This is a genomic window from Acidovorax sp. Root219 (assembly GCF_001428665.1).
Lineage (GTDB): Bacteria > Pseudomonadota > Gammaproteobacteria > Burkholderiales > Burkholderiaceae_C > Acidovorax.
On the sequence record NZ_LMIJ01000014.1, the window covers coordinates 183117 to 197444 of the forward strand.

The following is a 14328-nucleotide window of genomic DNA, read 5'->3' on the forward strand; positions in this document are numbered from 1 at the left end:
TCAGCCCCTCCCATGCAATTCCATCCTGCCACGGTGCAATCGAGCACCCCTTCTCCGCTCGGCCTGGTGCGCCTGGCGGCCTCTCCCCAGGGCCTGGTCGGCCTGTGGTTCGACGGCCAGCGGCACCAGCCCACCGCCTTGCTGGACGGGCCAGGCGCCTGGCCCGAAGCGCCGGGCCATGCCCTGATGCAGGAAGCCGCCTCGCAGCTGCAGCAGTTTCTGCACGGCAAGCGCGGGGGCTTCGACCTGCCGCTGGACCTGTCGGGCGGCACACCGTTCCAGCAGGAGGTATGGCGCGCCCTGTTGGCCATCGGCTTCGGCGCCACCACCACCTATGGCACCCTGAGCCAGGACCTGGGCCGCCCGCGCGCGGTGCGGGCCGTGGGCGCCGCCGTCGGGCGCAATCCCGTGAGCGTCATCGTGCCCTGCCACCGGGTGCTGGGCGCCGACGGCAGCCTGACCGGCTATGCCGGCGGCCTGGACCGCAAGGGCGCCCTGCTGGCCATCGAGGGCGCGCGCCCGCTGGCGGCATGAGCGATTGCGGATCCAAACCCGTCTCCGCCTGGATCGGCGAGTTCGTGCTGCTGGCCTCGCTCTGGGGCGCGTCCTTTCTGTTCATGCGCATGGGCGCCTCGGAATTCGGGCCTCTGCCCACGGCCGGGCTGCGCGTGACCCTGGCCACCGTCTTCCTGTGGCCCATCATGCTGCGCCAAGGCCATTGGCCCGCCTTGCGCCGCCACTGGCGGCCCATCGTGGTGGCCGGCATCATCAACTCGGCCATTCCCTTCGCGCTGTTCTCCTGGGCGGTGCTGCACATCGCCACCGGGCTCAGTTCCATCCTGAATGCCACCGTGCCCCTGTTTGGTGCGCTGATCGCCTGGCTGTGGCTGGGCGACCGCATCGGCCGCCTGCGCTGGGTCGGGCTGGCACTGGGATTTCTCGGGGTCGCCCTGCTGGCCTGGAAGGCCCCTGCGGGCACAGGCTTCAAGACCGACCAGGCGCTGTGGGCTATCGGCGCCTGCCTGCTGGCGTCGGCGTTCTATGGGCTGGCGGCCAGCTTTGCGCGCACGCGCCTGGTCGGCATTCCCCCATTGGCCACCGCCACGGGAAGCCAGTTGGGCGCAGCCCTCGGGCTGGCTCTGCCCACCGTCTGGTTCTGGCCTGCGCAGATGCCGGGACCCCGCGCCTGGGGCGCCATCGTCGCCATCGCCGTGCTGTGCACAGGCATTGCCTACATCCTGTATTTTCGGCTGATCGCCCATGCCGGTCCGAGCCGGGCTCTGGCGGTGACATTCCTGACCCCGGTGTTCGCCCTGCTCTACGGTGCCCTGTTCCTTGAGGAGCGCATCACCGTGTGGACGGTGGGCTGCGCACTCGTGATCGTCACCGGCACGCTGTTGTCAACCGGGCTTGTCAGGACGCGCGGCCCCGCCTTGGAGGCCCCGGAACGGCCCTAAACTCGATGCATGGTCTTTGTTGCGTCGGTTTTCGGCACGCTTTCACATGCCACGGGATTGCCGTGCAAGCCTGACGCCACCCACAAGGCGGCGGGCGCAAGCCTGCGTGCAAACACACCGGGCCGCGGGCACCATGGCGCATAACACCCTGCTGGCGGGCAGCCTGCTCCTGCTGCTGGCCGTTCTGGCGCTGGCCCTGCTGCCGCCCATGGAGGTGCTGGCCCCTTCGCGGCGCACCGAATGGCTGGCGGGCGTGGCCGGCGGCCTCGTCTCGGCGGCCATGCTGGGCATGCTCAATTTTCAGGCGCTGGGCCCGGGCATGGTGGTCTACCCGACGGCCACGGCCTTCGTGGCCCTGTGCTTTGGCGCCCGGGCAACCGCACTCACCGCAGGCCTGGCGCTGCTGGCAGGGACCTGGATACAGGGCTCGCCTTCGCTCATCGGCGCCTGGGTGCTGGCCGGCGCCTGGGCCACTGGGGCCTTGTGGCGGCAACTGGCGCTGCGCAGCGGGCGCAGCAGCTGGCGCGAACTGCTGGGCCTCGCACTGACACTGCCCGTGGTCAGCGGGTTCATGCTGGCGCTGGCGGGCATTCCCTCTCCCGGCCCTGCCACGGTGGACTGGTGGACCAATCTGCCCTGGAACCATGGCGTCGGCATCGTGGTACTGGGCGCCTGCCGGCTGCTGCTGATCAGCAAGGCCCAGTCGCTGGTGACCACGCAGTCGGCCCTGCACGCCCTCGGCCAGCGCGAGCAGCAGTTGCGCATGGCCCTTGAATCCCTCAATGGTGGCCGCTGGGAGTGGGACGTGGACACGCGCCAGTTCCGCTGCGAAGAGGGTTTCTACGACCTCTTCGGCATCACCGACGACGTTCGCGCGGCGCCAGACCTGTGGCAACGCTGGTACGACCTGCGCCACCCGGTGGACAGGGAGCGCAACGCCGCCCGGCTGGCCCGTGCCATGGATGGGCTGGAGGAGTCCTACGAAGCCGAGTTCCGCGTGCGCGATACCGCCGGACGCTGGCGCTGGCTGATGTCGCGCGGCATGGTGGCGCTGCGCGATGCCAAAGGCAGGCCACTGCGCATGATCGGCATGGACGTGGACATCTCCGCGAACCGCGAAGCGCAGCAGGCGCTGCGTGACTCGGAGGCCAAATACACCTCCTTCTACCAGACGCTGCCCGATGCGGCGGGCATCAGCCGTGTCTCGGATGGCCGCTATATCGACGTGAATCCCGCGTTCTGCGAGCTGCTGGGCGTCCCGCATGACCAGGTGCTGGGCCGCACCTCGACCGAGCTCAGGATCTGGGCTACCGACGAGGAGCGCAAGCGCCTGCTGGACGCCTTCCAGCGCCACGGCCAGGTGGACCGGCTGCCCCTGGTGGCGCAGCGGGGCGGAGTGCGCATTCCGGGGCTGATGTCGGCACGGTCCGTGCTTGTGGATGGGGAAGACTGTTTTGTCTTCGTTTTCCACGACATGACCGAAGCCCAACGCACCAGCGACGAGTTGCGCGCACTCAACGGGCTCCTGCAGCAGGCCGGCCGGCTGGCACGCCTGGGCGCCTGGGAGGACGTGCGCGGCCGGGGCCTGGTCTATTGGTCGGACGTGTGCTTCGACATCCACGGCATGCCCCCCGGCTCGCCCCTGCCGAGCGACTACATCGACCGCATGGTGGCACCCGCCTACCGCGAGACGCTGCGCAACCACTTTCGCGCCAGCATCCTCGAGCGCGCCGAGTGGAGCATGGAGCTGGAAGTGCACCATACCGATGGCCGGTTGGTCTGGGTGCGCGCCCGCGGCGAGCCTGTCGTCGAAAACGGCCGTGTCACCCGCGTGCGCGGGGTGATGCAGGACATCGACGAAGCCAAGCGCGCCAACGAGCGCCTGCGCCAGTCCGAGGAGCGGTTCTCGCGCATCTTTCAGCTCATGCCCTTTCCCATGGGCCTGTCGCGCCGCAGCGATGGGCAGTACCTGGACGTGAACCCGGCCTGGGAGGCCCTGCTGGGCATACCACGCGAGGAGGCCGTGGGCCAGACTGCCGTACAACTGGGCATCTTCACGGCAGAGGACCGGCGACAGCTGATGCAGGCCTTCGAACAGAAGGGCCCACAGGCCAGCCATGAGGTGACCCTGCATGGCCGGCCCAACACCCGGCTGACCGTGCTGCAGTCCATGCGCGCCATCGATTTCGACGGCGAACCCTGCTGGCTGTTCTCGGTGCATGACATCACCGACCGCAAGCGGTACGAAGAGCAGATCCGCGAGCGCGAGGAGCTGCTGTCGCTCACCATCTCCGCAGCTTCCCTGGGCCTGTGGGACTGGGACATGGCGCGCGGCACCATCACCGGTGACAGCCGCTGGGCCACCATGCAGGGCAGAACGCCGGGCCCCATCGCGCAGACTTCGGTACGCTGGACCAGCGCGGTGGCGGCGGACGACATCGACCGCATCACGGCCGAAGTGGCGCGCCACGCGGCACGGCCGGCCACGCCCTTCGATGCCACCTGGAAAGTACCCGCCCCCCACGAGGGCACGCGCTGGATGCGCAACCTGGGCAAGATCGTGAGCTTCGACGCCGACGGTCAGCCCCTGCGCATGCTGGGCGTGGCGCTCGACGTGACCCCCCAGCGCGAGCAGGAGGTGCTTCTTCACAAGCTGGCGCACTTCGACGCCCTCACCGGTCTGCCCAACCGCGTGCTGCTGGCGCGCAGGCTGCAGGAGTGCCTGGACCAGGCGCGCGAACATGGCACCCAGCTCGGGGTGGGCTACCTGGACCTCGACGGTTTCAAGCCCGTGAACGACCGCCTGGGCCATGGCGCGGGCGACCGCCTGCTGGTGATGGTGGCGGGCCGGCTCTCGCGCGCCCTGCGCCCCGGTGACAGCGTGGCCCGCCTGGGCGGCGACGAATTCGTGATGCTGTTGCCCGACCTGGCCGACACCGCCGAGTGCGAGCGCATGCTGGGCCGGGTGATGGAGAACATCTCCGCTCCCTACGCGCTCGATACCGAGCGGGTGGTCGTCACCGCCAGCATCGGCTACACCGTGTACCCGCTGGACGAGGCCGACGCCGACACCCTGCTGCGCCATGCCGACCAGGCCATGTATGCGGCCAAGCAGGCCGGGCGCAACCGCTTCCACCAGTTCGATGCGGCGCAGGAGCGGGCCCTGGTGGCGCAGCGCGAGCAGGGCAAGCACCTGCAGGACGCCATCGCGGGGGCACAGTTCATCCTGCACCTGCAGCCCAAGGTGGACATGCGCAGCGGCGCCATCGTGGGCGCCGAGGCCCTGGCCCGCTGGCAGCACCCCGAACGCGGCCTGCTGCCGCCCGGTGCCTTTCTGCCGTTGCTGGAAGGCACCGAGCTCGAGATCGGCTTTGGCCAATGGGTGGTCGGGGCAGCCCTGGACCTTCTGCGGCGTTTGAACGGCCATGGCCTGGCCCTGCCCCTGAGCATCAACATCTCGGCCCTGCACCTGCAGCACCCCGGCTTTGCCGGCTGGATGGCGCACATGCTGGCCGAGCATTCGGACATCGACCCGCGCCAGGTGGAGATCGAGATCACCGAGAGTGCCGCGCTCTACGACATCAGCGCCGTGGCCGCCACGCTGACGCAACTGCGCGAGCTGGGCGTCACCGTGTCGCTCGACGACTTCGGCACCGGCTATTCGTCGCTGACCTACCTGCGCCGCCTGCCCATGGACACGCTCAAGATCGACCAGAGCTTCGTGCACGGCATGATGGGCGACCCCGGCGACCTGGCCATCGTGCAGGGCGTGATCGGCCTGGCCCGCTCCTTCGGCTACCGCGTGATCGCCGAGGGGGTGGAAACCATCGAGCAGGGCCAGATGCTGCAGCAACTGGGCTGCGCCCAGGCCCAGGGCTACTGCATCGCGCGGCCCATGGCCATGGAGCAGTTCGTGGACTGGGCCGCCCAGTGGCAGACGCCGGCGGGATGGCAGCGGCAGCGGCACTAGGGCGGCTAAGCACGGCCTGCAGCAGATGGCACACTGCAGCCATTTCGCCATGCCTTGATTGCCATGCCCCTGGAAACCACCCTGCACTACCACCCCGACCTGGTGCGCCACGCCGTCATCTGCTTCTGGCGCCGCTCGACGGGCCGGCGCACGCTGCTGGTCAGCGCGGCGCTGGCTATCTGGTTCGGGGTGTTGGTGGCGCGCGGCGACCGGTCGTGGCAGATCGGCGTGACCGGGGCGGCGGTGGCCATCAGCCTGCTGATGTGCGCCACCGTCTATGTGGTGCACTACCGCAATGCCATGGGCAAGCTGCGCGACATGGGCGGCACGCCAGAGGCCACGCTGCGGGCGGACGAGCACAGCTTCACGCTCGCCTCGGCTGCGGGCCTGGCCACCTTGCCCTGGTCCAGCGTGAAGGAGGTCTGGCAGTTCGAGCGCGTCTGGCTGCTGCTCTTCTCTCCGGCCCAGTTCAGTACCCTGCCGGTGGCCGACCTGTCGCCCGAGATGCAGGCCCTCATCGGGGCCAGCGTGCGCGGCACCGGTGGCAAGGTCCACCGGCTCTGAAGAAAGCGCTCCGCGCTATCCCACCAGTTCCCGCACCTGCTGCAGCGCTGCCGGGTCTTCCATGGTGGTCAGGTCGCCCGGGTCGCGCCGCTCGGCCACGGCCTGCAGGGCGCGGCGCAGCAGCTTGCCGCTGCGCGTCTTGGGCAGCACGGTCACGAAGTGCACGCGCGAGGGCCGGGCCACGGCGCCCAATTGCTGGTCCACGCGCTGCATGACCTCGCCCTCGAGCTTCAGGCGCGCCGCCGAGTCGTCAAGCCCGCTGGCATCGCGCGCCACCGCGAAGGCCATGGCCACCTGGCCCTTGAGCGCATCGGCCACGCCCACCACCGCCACCTCGGCGATGTTGGGGTGTGAGGCGATGCTCTCCTCGATCTCGCGCGTGCCCAGGCGGTGGCCGGCGACGTTGATGACGTCGTCGGTGCGGCCCAGGATGAAGTGGTAGCCATCGGCATCGCGGATGCCCCAGTCGAAGGTGCTGTAGATCAGCTTGCCGGGGATGCTCTTCCAGTAGGTGTTGACGAAGCGCTCGTCGTCGCGCCACACCGTCTGCATGCAGCCGGGCGGCAGAGGCCCCTCGATGGCGACCACGCCCTTCTGGTTGGCACCAGTCAGTTCCTCCCCCGTGGATTCGTCGATCAGCTTCACGGCATAGCCGTACATGGCCTTGCCCGGGCTGCCGAAGCGCGTGGTCTGCTGCTCGATGCCATTGGCCAGCGTGAGGATGGGCCAGCCGGTCTCGGTCTGCCAGTAGTTGTCGATGATGGGCACGCGCAGCGCATCGCTGATCCACTGGGCGGTGGGCTCGTCCAGCGGCTCGCCGGCCAGCCACAGGGCCTTGAGGCTCGATACGTCGTACTTGCGCAGCCAGCTCGCGTCCTGCTTCTTGAGCACGCGCACGGCCGTGGGGGCCGAGAACATGTGGGTGACCTGGTACTTCTCGACGATGCTCCACCACACCCCCGCGTCGGGCCGGGTCGGCAGGCCTTCGTACATGATGGTGGTCATGCCCGCGATCAGCGGCCCGTAGACAATGTAGCTGTGGCCCACCACCCAGCCGATGTCGCTGGTGGCGAAGTAGGTGTCGCCGGGCTTGGCGTCGAAGATGTGCTTCATGCTGGCAGCCAGGGCCACCGCATAGCCACCCGTGTCACGCTGCACGCCCTTGGGCTTGCCGGTGGTGCCGCTGGTGTACAGGGTGTAGCTCGGGTGGATGGATTCCACCCACTCGCAGGGCACTACGGCGTTCAGGTGCTGCGCCCGCAGAGCGGCCCAGTCATGGTCGCGGCCGGGGTGCAGCTGCATGGGTGCCAGGCCCCGGTTGACCATGAGCACCGCGGCCGGCTTGTGGCGCGACTGGACGATGGCCTCATCGAGCAGCGGCTTGTAGGGCACGACCTTGCCGCCGCGTGAACCAGCATCGGCGCTGACCACGGCCACGGGCTCGGCGTCCTCGATGCGCGAAGCCAGCGAGCCCGATGCGAAGCCGCCAAACACCACCGAATGCAGCGCCCCGATGCGCGCACAGGCCAGCATGGCAAACGCCGCCTCGGCGATCATGGGCATGTAGATCAGCACGCGGTCGCCCTTCTTCACGCCCAGGGCCCGCAGCACGGCCGCCATGCGCTGCACCTCGGCATGCAACTCGGCAAAGCTGTAGCTGCGCTCGCTGTCCGTCTCGGTGGAGATGGCCACCAGCGCCGGTTGGTCGGCCCGCGCGGCCAGGTGCCGGTCCACCGCGTTGTGGCACAGGTTGGTGGTGCCGCCCACATACCACCGCGCAAAAGGCGGGTTGCTGTAGTCGCAGATCTGCTGGGGCGGGGTCTGCCAGTCGATGAGGGTGGCCTGCTCGGCCCAGAAGGCATCAGGCTGCTCGAGGGAGTGGCGGTAGAAATCTGCGTAGCGCGTCATGCGGTGTCTCCTGCATCTCGTCTGCACTCCTCGGCTGGGAGCGCATTTCTGAATTCATAATTATTCATGATGGGCTTGCTGCAAGCTGACGCACAGACCCGCCGATCTTCAGGGCGTCTTCCCTTCCAAGCGCTCGCGCACCCGCTTGCTGGGGTCCTGGAGCAGCAGGCGCGAGATTTCGGACCGCTGAGGCTCCGCAAGATCCTCCACATGGCAAGCCACGCGAAAGCGTACCGTCGCGCTGCGATGCGCGGCAAGCTCGGTCCACAAGGCCTGTGTGGCGGGATAGTCGGTGCCCAGCTTGCGCAACCAGCCGCCGGCAGACTCCCAGGTCCCCGACTGGCCCTCGACCAAGGCGGTGCGCAGGCAACCCAGCACCACCACCTCGGAGTCATGCCCTTCCAGCAGGTCATGGACAGCTTCGATCACCGCCACCAGCAGGACTGCTTTTTCAGGGGACCCGACGAAACGCACCGCATGCTGGACCTCATGGGCGCGGCCAAAGGTGAACATGTGCCTGCCAGCGCCTCGCTTACTTGATCAGCGCCAGCACGTCCTTGAAGTCAGGGTGCTCGCAAGTTCCCAGCCATTCGAAAGCCACCATCTCGGTGGTCACCAGTTCGGCGCCCGCGCCGGCCAGGCGGTCGAAGGCGGCGTCGCGGTTGCGGTCGGTGCGCGAGCCGCAGGCGTCGGTCACGACCCAGACCTCGAACTCGTCCTCGATCAGGTCCAACGCGGTCTGCAGCAGGCAGACATGGGCCTCGCAGCCGGCGATGACGATGGTGCCGCGCTCGGGTGCCTGCTGGGCAGGCTTTTGCAGGTGCTTGGGCAGGCTGCGTGCATTGCCGCCCTGCTGGGCCTTGGCGGGGGGGCGCAGCCATTCGCCCAGGCCTTCTTCGGCGGCGCTGAAGTGCATCTTGGCCAGGGTCTTGGCGCACAGCGCGCGCAGCGCCGGGTCATTGGGTCCCAGGCGCGAGGGGTTCTGCTCGGTACCCCAGACCGGCACCTCCAGCAGCTGCGCGATCTGCGCAAGGCGGCGGGCATTGGCCAGCACGGCGGCGCCTTCGGCAATGGCGGGCATCAGGCGTTCCTGGTAATCCACCAGGACGAGTTGGGATTCGGAGGCGTCGAGCAGCATGGCGTGTACCGGGGATTTCAGTAGGAATCCCCCATTGTCGCAGCCCCGGCGCTCTCCAAGCGCCTTCAGGGTGCCGGTGCCAGCCGCAGCAGGCGCCCCTGCGGGCTGTCGGTCAGCAGGTAGAGCCAGCCATCGGGCCCCTGGCGCACATCACGGATGCGCTCGTTGTTGCCCTGCAGCAGCTTCTCCTCGCGCTGCACCTTGCCGCCTGCCACGTCGAGCCGGTGCAGCGTGCCGAACTTGAGCGAGCCCACGAACAGGCTGCCGCGCCAGGCGGCGCCATAGCGGTCGCTGGTCAGGAAGGCCATGCCCGACGGCGCGATGGAGGGGACCCAGTAGTGCAGCGGCTGCTCCATGCCGGCCTTGGCCGTGCCCTCGCCCACCTTGCCGCCGCCGTAGTTCTCGCCATAGGTGATCACCGGCCATCCATAGTTGCGGCCCGGCTGGGGCAGGTTGATCTCGTCGCCGCCCTGGGGGCCATGCTCGTGCATCCAGAGCTTGCCATCAGGCGCCAGTGTGGCCCCCTGGGCATTGCGGTGGCCGTAGCTCCAGATCTCGGGCAAGGCGCCTGCGCGCTCGCGAAACGGGTTGTCGGTCGGCGCGGCGCCATCGGCCGTGATGCGCACGATCTTGCCGTGGTGATTGTCGAGCTTTTGCGCATCGTCCTTGCGGTGGTAACGCTCGCCCAGGGCCAAAAACAGGTTGCCGTCACCCGCCTGCACGATGCGGCAGCCAAAGTGCAGGTTGCTCGCCACCTTGGGCTTCTGGCTGAAGATGACCTTCACGTCCTGCAGCGAGCGGTTGTCCGGGGCCAGGGTGGCACGCGCCAGCGCCGTGCTGTTGTCCGAGTTGCCTGCGGCGCCGGGCTCCGAATAGCAAAAGAAGATGCGGCGGTTCTTCGCAAAGTCGGTGTCGGTCACCACGTCGAGCAGGCCGCCCTGCCCTCCTGCGGCAATGCTCGGCAGGCCCGCCAGCGCCGGGCCGAGCTGGCCATTGGCCTCCACCACCCGCATACGGCCAGGCCGTTCAGTGACCAGAAAGCGGCCTTCAGGCAGAAACGCCACGGCCCACGGGTTCACCAGACCGGTGGCGACTGACGCCAAGGTGACAGCCTTGGCGGGCGCTGAGGTCGCCTGGGCATGGACGCTCCCCACGCTTGCGGATGCTACGGAAAAAAGAGCAAGAAACTCCACGGCGCGCGCAGAAATGCGGCATTTCGATGTCAGATACATGTCAACCTTGGTGGACCTGGGTTCCATGCAACCCATGGGTATAAGGGAATGGAGGGGGCAAGTCCAGCACACACATGCAGGCATACGTGACTTCCCTCACAAAACGGGCAATTTAGCGTGGTACCCTTCGCCCCCATGTCCAAATGGTTTTGCACCCTCCTCATGGCTTGCGCTGTCAGCGCACAGGCTGCACCATCCACCGGTCAAGCGGATGACATGGAGCGAATACTGATGGACAAGGGGCTCCTGTCCCAGCTCAAGGACATGCAGCACACCGTGGCCGACAAGGCCCACACGGTGGCGGACAAGGCGTCCGATCTGGTGGGCAATGCCATGGGCTTCCTGGGCGTCCGCTACAAGCGTGGCGGCAACAGTGCCGAGACTGGCTTTGATTGCAGCGGTTTCGTGCGCGCCATGTACGAGCAGACGGTGGGCCTTTTGCTTCCCCGCCGCGCAGACCAGCAGGCCGCCACCACCACAGTGATCGACAAAAAGGAACTGCAGCCCGGCGATCTGGTGTTCTTCAACACCATGCGCCGTGCGTTCAGCCATGTAGGCATTTACGTGGGTGATGGCAAATTCATTCACTCTCCTCGCAGTGGATCGGAAATCCGGGTCGAAGACATGCGTATTTCGTATTGGCAGCGTCGCTTCGATGGGGCGCGCCGCGTCACTCCCGAAGCCAGCGCGGTCGAAACCAGCGCACCTGCCGCAAAGTAAACCGCGTCAGTGGCTACGAAAAAAGCGCGCCTCGGCGCGCTTTTGCGTTGGGTCATGGCTTGACCACATAGGTGGATTCCGTGCTGCGAATGGGGCCGCCCATCACGTTCACCGGCCGTGCATTCGGGTTGCGCAGGAACTCCTTGGCAGCCGCCATGTCCGCTTGGTAGCGTGCCCGGGCCTGCGCCTCGCACGGGCGCCGCTCGGCAGCGGCCAGGGTTCGGCACTCCTCCAGCGCGACCTTCATTCCGCCACCCGCCTCGCTGATGGCCGTGTTGTATCGCTGCTGCGGCGTCATGTCCGCCACGGCACCACGCTGCAGCGATGCCTCATCGCCCTGGGCGTGCGCAGTGGTTGTGGAGGCACAAAACACCCCGACCACGAGCGCGATGGCAACCATGAGGGAAGTGGGAGAAATGGGAGGGATCAATGGACGCATGGCGGGCCTCTTTCTGGCGGTGCTGGGCATGTCCATGACTTTAGGCACTTGCTGTCCCGGCCGTCATCAGCGCTACGCGCGCCAGCCTGTGAGAAAAGTCCTACATGGCGCCCCGGCATTGTGAACAATGTGGCACCAACTCGGGCCAAGGCATCCCGTCCGACAGACGGGCATCCGTGGTGCAGCTACAGTCGGGCCATTCTTTCACCTGCATACAAAGCGACAAACCATGTTCTCACTGATAGGAACGCTGTTGATTGGACTTGTCGTGGGCTTCATCGCGCGCGCCATCAAACCCGGAAACGACTCCATGGGCTGGATCATGACGGCCCTGCTGGGCGTGGCGGGCTCCTTCCTGGCCAGCTATGTGGGCGTGGCCATGGGCTGGTACCAGCAAGGCGACGCAGCCGGATGGATCGCGTCCATCGTAGGCGCCATGGTGCTGCTGTTCATCTACAGCCTGATCAAGGGCAAGAGCTGAGCGCTGGCCTCTTGCCCTGGGCCGCGGCGGCCCCAGATCAGAGCCAGCACTTTTTCAGGACCTGACCGATGCCCACTGCCCAGACCATGGCCGCTGACGACCCCGCCCTGGCCGCTGCCGTGCAGCGCAGCCGGCGCCTGCTACACCGGCGCGCGCTGGTGGCGGCCGCTGCCAGCACCGTGCCCGTGCCGGGCCTGGACTGGGCGGTGGACGCCGCCCTGCTCTCGCGCCTGCTGCCGCAGATCAGTTCGGAGTTCGGCCTGTCGGCCCAACAACTCGACCAGCTCGACCCCGAAAAGCGCGAAAAAGTGCAAAAGGCCGTGGGCCTGGTCGGCTCGGTGCTGATCGGCAAGCTCATCACCCGTGAACTGGTGATACGCGCCACGCAGACCGTGGGGCTGCGCCTGACCACCAAGCAGTTGGCCAAATACGTCCCCCTGGCCGGTCAGGCGGTGTCAGCGGCCATCGGCTACGCCACGCTGCGCTACCTGGGCGAGCAGCACATGCAGGACTGCGTGCGTGTGGCCAAGGAAGCACAACTGCAACTGCCCGCCCCCAGGAAATAGGCGCGGGCAGTCGCCACCAGTTCACTATTGAACGGAGCAGACGAAACTGCCGGCATCCTCCACACTGCCCGTCCCTTTGTACTTGGCGAATTGGGGATAGGGGCACAGTGGCCGCGTGCGGTTCGGGTAGTCGGCCTGCGTAGGCAGCGCCCGGGCCGCGATCGTGTCGGGCGCCACGCCCTTCTCCACCCAGTCCACCATGGTCTGTATCGAGTCGAAGCTGTCCGTGGCCGGGCCGCCCGAGCAGTGGTTCATGCCCGGCACCAGGAAGGTCCGCGCAAAGCCCTGGGTGCTGGCCATGCCGCCGTTGTTGGCCGCCAGCCGCTCGTAATAGTCCACCGTGTCCTTGGCCGAGAAGATGGGGTCGGACATGCCGTGGATCAGCAGCAGCTTGCCGCCGCGCTGGCGGAAGGCCGTGAGCTTGTCGTCGGCATAGGTGTCATAGATCGCCGAGTAGGCGGCCATGCGCGCCGGGTCGGTGTCGAAGTTGAAGGCCAGCGGGTTGAAGCTGAGGTCCGGCGGGGTGAAAAACTCGTTGATCAGCGCGTCCACCATCAGCGTGATGTAGCGCGCGTCCGGCGTGGCGGTGGTGGAGCTGCCCAGCGTCCAGGCGCGCCAGCCGGGGGCCGCCAGGCCCGGATCCCAGGGCTGGCCGGCGTACAGCGCCTGGCCGGCCGAGTTGCGCGGCCCGGTGAAGACCTTGGCGAGCGCATCCACCTGCCCCGCCGAGAGGCAATCCGCCCCCTTGGCACCGCTGCACTGCAGCACGGCCGGTTTGAACTGGCAGGCCTTGGTGTTGTTCACCATGCCGTCGGCCACACCGTCGGCGGCGTCGCAAGACGATTTGACCGCATTGGCTACCAGGTTCAGGTCGGCGTTGCTGAAGGCCTGTGACAGGATGCGGTTGCCCGAAGCGTCCTGCGAGGCTATGGCGTTGAAGGCAATGGTGTTCCACATCGCCGCCACCGTGGCGCCGCTGGATACGCGCATGGCCGGCGCGCCGGCCGTGATGGCGTCGAAGTAATCCGGAAAGCGCTGCGAGAACACCATGCCCTGGCGCCCGCCGCCAGAGCAGCCCGAAAAATACGAGCGATCCGGCTTGCGGCCATAGTGCGTGGCGATCAGCGACTTGGCCGATACAGCCGTCTTGTCGTAGGAGTTGTACGCATGGTCGATGCGCGCCTGCGGGTCGGCGCCGAAGCTGGCGGTGGTGCCGATGTGGCCGCCGTCGGTGGACACCACCGCGAAGCCCTGCCCCAGTGGCGACGGCGTGCCGCCCGAGATGCTGGAGCTCAGCGAGGTATCGCGCAGAACGCCATCGTTGCCGCCGCCCCCCACGAACAGGAAACGGCCATTCCAGTTGTCCGGCAGGCTCAGTTGGAAGCCGATGGCGTAGTTCTTGCCATCCACGCCGACGCGCGGATTGATGCTGCCCGTGACCACGCAATGGCCGGGCAGAAAGGCGCCGGTGGCGGCTCCGCCGGGGCGTTTGCTGTCGGGCGCCACATAGCTGGTGGCCAGCGTGGTGCCCGCCAGCTTGGCACTGGCCACCAGGCCGGTACAGGCGGCCGAGTAGGCGCCATTGGCCGGGGGCCACATGGGCCCGTCGCTGCCGCCGCAGGCGGCCAGCGCGACGGGCAGCAGCACGACAGCGGGCCATGCGGTGCGGGGCATGATCCGTGCACGGGATGGAATGGATGGCATGGGGTTTGTCTCCTGTTGTGTGTTGGTTGTCTCTAGCGTCCTGTCCCGCAAGTAAATGCCAATAAAACCGCGTCTTTCACGCCAGGGCCGCGTTGCAAATCCTCGCGATAGCTACGGCTATCGCTGCGGTTTGCGCCTTGCCCTGGCGC

13 protein-coding genes are annotated in these 14328 nt (G+C 67.7%); 7 read left to right on the top strand and 6 right to left on the bottom strand.

What is annotated here, in order from left to right; translation table 11 throughout:
• Window positions 1–12 precede the first annotated feature (12 nt).
• The 4 genes from ASE28_RS16755 (at window position 13) to ASE28_RS16770 (ending at window position 5991) form a co-directional block, all read left to right on the top strand.
• Window positions 13–534, top strand: a complete 522-nt coding sequence (locus ASE28_RS16755; RefSeq protein ID WP_057267601.1) for a methylated-DNA--[protein]-cysteine S-methyltransferase — start codon at window positions 13–15, stop codon at window positions 532–534.
• Window positions 531–1457, top strand: a complete 927-nt coding sequence (locus ASE28_RS16760; protein ID WP_057267602.1) for a DMT family transporter — start codon at window positions 531–533, stop codon at window positions 1455–1457. The genes ASE28_RS16755 and ASE28_RS16760 overlap by 4 nt, the downstream gene beginning before the upstream one ends.
• Before the next feature lie 133 nt (window positions 1458–1590).
• On the top strand, window positions 1591–5427 hold the full coding sequence (locus tag ASE28_RS16765) for an EAL domain-containing protein (RefSeq protein WP_057267603.1): 3837 nt from the start codon (window positions 1591–1593) through the stop codon (window positions 5425–5427).
• Window positions 5428–5490: 63 nt separating this feature from the next.
• Window positions 5491–5991, top strand: a complete 501-nt coding sequence (locus ASE28_RS16770) for a YcxB family protein (RefSeq protein WP_157422008.1) — start codon at window positions 5491–5493, stop codon at window positions 5989–5991.
• A gap of 15 nt (window positions 5992–6006) precedes the next feature.
• Here the strand turns inward: ASE28_RS16770 and ASE28_RS16775 are convergent, their stop codons facing one another.
• From ASE28_RS16775 to ASE28_RS16790, 4 genes are all read right to left on the bottom strand, one after another.
• The gene (locus ASE28_RS16775; protein WP_255357685.1) at window positions 6007–7926 is read right to left on the bottom strand and encodes a propionate--CoA ligase; all 1920 of its coding nucleotides are present in this window, start codon (window positions 7924–7926) and stop codon (window positions 6007–6009) included.
• Window positions 7927–8007: 81 nt separating this feature from the next.
• Window positions 8008–8412 carry a hypothetical protein gene (locus tag ASE28_RS16780; protein WP_057203048.1) on the bottom strand — a complete coding sequence of 135 codons (405 nt, stop codon included), beginning with the start codon at window positions 8410–8412 and terminating at the stop codon, window positions 8008–8010.
• Window positions 8413–8431: 19 nt separating this feature from the next.
• Complete coding sequence (locus tag ASE28_RS16785) at window positions 8432–9037, bottom strand: isochorismatase family protein (RefSeq protein WP_057267605.1); 606 nt, start codon at window positions 9035–9037, stop codon at window positions 8432–8434.
• A gap of 65 nt (window positions 9038–9102) precedes the next feature.
• Window positions 9103–10269, bottom strand: a complete 1167-nt coding sequence (locus ASE28_RS16790) for a PQQ-dependent sugar dehydrogenase (protein WP_235516150.1) — start codon at window positions 10267–10269, stop codon at window positions 9103–9105.
• 135 nt (window positions 10270–10404) lie between these two features.
• On the opposite strand from ASE28_RS16790, the gene ASE28_RS16795 reads away from it, so the two are divergent.
• Window positions 10405–10989, top strand: coding sequence for a C40 family peptidase (locus ASE28_RS16795; RefSeq protein ID WP_057203257.1), 585 nt, complete (start codon window positions 10405–10407; stop codon window positions 10987–10989).
• A 52-nt stretch (window positions 10990–11041) separates the two neighbouring features.
• Here the strand turns inward: ASE28_RS16795 and ASE28_RS16800 are convergent, their stop codons facing one another.
• Window positions 11042–11428, bottom strand: a complete 387-nt coding sequence (locus ASE28_RS16800; RefSeq protein WP_057267856.1) for a hypothetical protein — start codon at window positions 11426–11428, stop codon at window positions 11042–11044.
• A gap of 229 nt (window positions 11429–11657) precedes the next feature.
• Here ASE28_RS16800 and ASE28_RS16805 point away from each other — a divergent pair, with 229 nt between their 5' ends.
• Both ASE28_RS16805 and ASE28_RS16810 read left to right on the top strand, forming a co-directional pair.
• Window positions 11658–11909, top strand: a complete 252-nt coding sequence (locus tag ASE28_RS16805) for a GlsB/YeaQ/YmgE family stress response membrane protein (protein ID WP_057203051.1) — start codon at window positions 11658–11660, stop codon at window positions 11907–11909.
• A gap of 68 nt (window positions 11910–11977) precedes the next feature.
• Window positions 11978–12475, top strand: a complete 498-nt coding sequence (locus tag ASE28_RS16810) for a hypothetical protein (RefSeq protein WP_057267607.1) — start codon at window positions 11978–11980, stop codon at window positions 12473–12475.
• Between the two features lie 24 nt (window positions 12476–12499).
• Here ASE28_RS16810 and ASE28_RS16815 read toward each other — a convergent pair whose 3' ends face one another.
• Window positions 12500–14179, bottom strand: coding sequence for a tannase/feruloyl esterase family alpha/beta hydrolase (locus tag ASE28_RS16815; protein ID WP_057267608.1), 1680 nt, complete (start codon window positions 14177–14179; stop codon window positions 12500–12502).
• Between the last annotated feature and the right edge of the window lie 149 nt (window positions 14180–14328).